At 74.3% G+C, this 2806-nt stretch carries 2 protein-coding genes and 1 pseudogene; 2 read left to right on the forward strand and 1 reads right to left on the reverse strand.

Features of this window, described 5'->3' with window-relative positions; genetic code table 11:
• The first annotated feature begins 204 nt into the window (after positions 1-204).
• A complete protein-coding gene (locus ACFV0G_RS33985) occupies positions 205-1338 on the forward strand; it encodes an alpha/beta hydrolase (RefSeq protein WP_380556314.1) in 1134 nt (377 codons plus the stop codon).
• A gap of 92 nt (positions 1339-1430) precedes the next feature.
• On the forward strand, positions 1431-2444 hold the full coding sequence (locus tag ACFV0G_RS33990; protein WP_380556316.1) for an ABC transporter substrate-binding protein: 1014 nt from the start codon (positions 1431-1433) through the stop codon (positions 2442-2444).
• A 27-nt stretch (positions 2445-2471) separates the two neighbouring features.
• Here the strand turns inward: ACFV0G_RS33990 and ACFV0G_RS33995 are convergent.
• A pseudogene (locus ACFV0G_RS33995) lies at positions 2472-2806 on the reverse strand (hypothetical protein); the annotation flags it as partial.

The raw sequence follows: 2806 nt of genomic DNA on the forward strand, positions 1-2806 counted from the left end.
TAAAACCCCCGAAGCCCCCATCCCTGATCACCGCACGTCTCGTGGGGTGGGATTTTTTTATAGGACACCCCCCCCCAGACGCGCGCCCCCCCCCCCCGGCCGCGGGGCGGGGGCGGATTCCGCCTGCACGGCGAGTTCTCCCAGGAAACTCTCAGTCATCCTTGAGTTTGGCAGAGAACGGTCCGAGGAACGGGGAGCACACCCATGGGGCTGACCAGTCACAAGGTGCTGGCGCTGTCGGCGCTGCTCGCCGTCGCCGCGATCGCCGGCACCGTCTGGCTCTGGCCCCGGCTGGCCAGACCCACCTGGACGGCGGTGCTCGGCCGGATCGGCACCATCGTCGGCACCCAGGTCGTCGTGATGTGCACGATCGGCCTGCTCGCCAACAACTACTTCGCGTTCTACAGCAGCTGGGACGACCTGCTGGGCACCGGCGACAACGGCCCCGTGACGATCCAGAACCGGCTGGACGGGCGCGAGCACGGCGTCCGGCGGATCTCCTCCGAGACGGTGCGCGGCACCAACACGGTCGGCCGCGACCCTGCCCAGGTCGGCCACCTGGAGCGGATCAGGATCCCCGGTGCGACCACCGGCCTGGCCACCGACGGGTACGTCTACCTGCCGCCGCAGTACTTCCAGCCCGCCTACCAGGGCAAGAGGTTCCCGGCCGCGGTGGCGATCACCGGCTTCCCCGGCGACGCCAAGAACCTGATCACCAAGCTGAACTACCCCGGCACCGAGCTCCAGCTGATCCGCGAGGGCAAGATGCGCCCGACCGTGCTGGTGCTGATGCGGCCCTCCCCGGCGATGCCGCGCGACACCGAGTGCGAGGACGTCCCCGGCGGCCCGCAGGCCGACACCTACTTCACCACCGACGTGCCGGCCGCGATCCGGTCCGCCTACCGGGTGGCCGACGGCCCCGGCAGCTGGGGCATGATCGGCAACTCGACCGGCGGCTACTGCGCGCTGAAGCTGGCCATGCGGCACCCGGACGTCTTCTCCGCCGCGGTCTCGCTCTCCGGGTACTACAAGGCCGCCGAGGACGCCACCACCGGCGACCTGTTCGGCGGCGACGGCGCCCGCCGCGACCGCGCCGACCTGGGGTGGCGGCTCGCCCACCTGCCCCAGCCCGCGGTCTCCCTGCTGGTCGGCGGCAGCCGCGAGGGCGACGGCGACTACTACCGGCAGACCGAGGCGTTCGTGGCGGCCGCCAAGGGCAGCCCGACCAAGGTCGCCTCGATCACCCTCGCCGCGGGCGGCCACAACTTCAACACCTGGTCCCGGATGCTGCCCGCCTCCCTCGGCTGGCTCGGCGACCACCTCAAGGACCCGTCCTGACCCGGCGGCCCGACGGCCGGTGACGGCTCCCGGGGAAGGCCGCCCCGCTCCCCCATAATCGGACGCAGAGCCCGACGTCCGGGGAGGTCCCGATGCCGTACCAGCCGACCCGGCGGAGCGTCCTCGCCGCACTCGGCGCGACGGCCGGCACCGCGATCCTGTCGGCCTGCACCGGCGCGGGGCTGCACGCCGCCGCGCCCGGGGCCGACCAGTCCGGCGACCCGAGTCCGCAGCCGACGCCGAGCCCGCAGCCCACCCCCAGCACCACCGTCACCGCCGCCACCGGCCCGGTCACCGTGCCCGGCGGCCCCGTCCGGGTGGTCGCCCTCGGCACCCCCGAGCTGGACTCCGCGATGACGCTCGGCATCACCCCGGTCGGCGCGACCCGGCCTGCGCTCGACCGCACCTTCCCGGGCTACTGGCCGGACTCCCGGCTCGCGCAGATCGCGTACGTCGGCGAGACCGGCAGCCCCGACCCTGCGCTGGTCCGGGCCACCGAGCCGCAGGTGATGCTGGGCAGCCAGGCCCGGGACGGCGCCCGGTACGACGCCCTGCAGCGGATCGCCCCGACCGTGCTCACCCACACCGCCGGGCCGCCCTGGAAGGACAACTTCCAGCTGCACGCACAGACTCTCGGCCGGCAGGAGCAGGCGGCCGCCGTGGTCCGCGAGTACGGCCGGCACGCCGGCCGCTCGGCGCAGGTGATCCGGGACGCCGGCTCCGGCGGGCGGCGGATCAGCGTGCTGCGCTTCGTCGAGGGCCCGCCCCCCGGCATCCGGACGTACGGCCGGCAGAGCTTCCTGGGCAGCGTGATCGCCGACCTCCAGCTCGGCCGCCCGGACGCCCAGAACACCGACCAGGACGAGCTCGACCTCCCGGTGGACCAGCTGGCCCGGGCCGACGCCGACCTGATCCTGTACGCCACCTACGGCGACCCCGGCCGGGCCGGGACCACGGCGGTGCTGCAGAGCCCGGCATGGCTGGCGCTCGGCGCGGTGAAGGCCCACCGGGCCTTCCCGGTCGACGACCAGCTGTGGTTCCAGGGCGTCGGCTACACCGGCGCCAACCTGATCATCGCCGAGCTGCAGCGCTTCCTCGGCGGCTGACCCCGGCCGGCGCCGCCGCCCGGGGCGTCACTGCGGCGGGCGCCGGCGCAGCGTCAGGACCAGCAAAAACACCGCGGTCAGCACCGCGGCGATCCGCAGCACGCCCGGGGCGGCCGCCCACAGCGCGTGGTTCATCGCGTCGCCCCGGGCCAGCGCGGAGCCCCAGCGGCCCTGCGTCCGGCCCCAGAACCACAGCGTCGAGGCGCTCATCGTGATCAGCGGGATGCCCAGCACCGCGAACTTGCGGGTGAAGTCCGACAGCCCGCGCGACAGGTAGGCGGCCGCCCAGCCGGCCAGCAGCACCAGCAGCTGGCCGGTCACCGCCCCGGCCAGCAGCACCACCGCGGCCAGCAGGAGCAGCG

It is taken from the genome of Kitasatospora sp. NPDC059571 (assembly GCF_042735675.1).
Lineage (GTDB): Bacteria > Actinomycetota > Actinomycetes > Streptomycetales > Streptomycetaceae > Kitasatospora.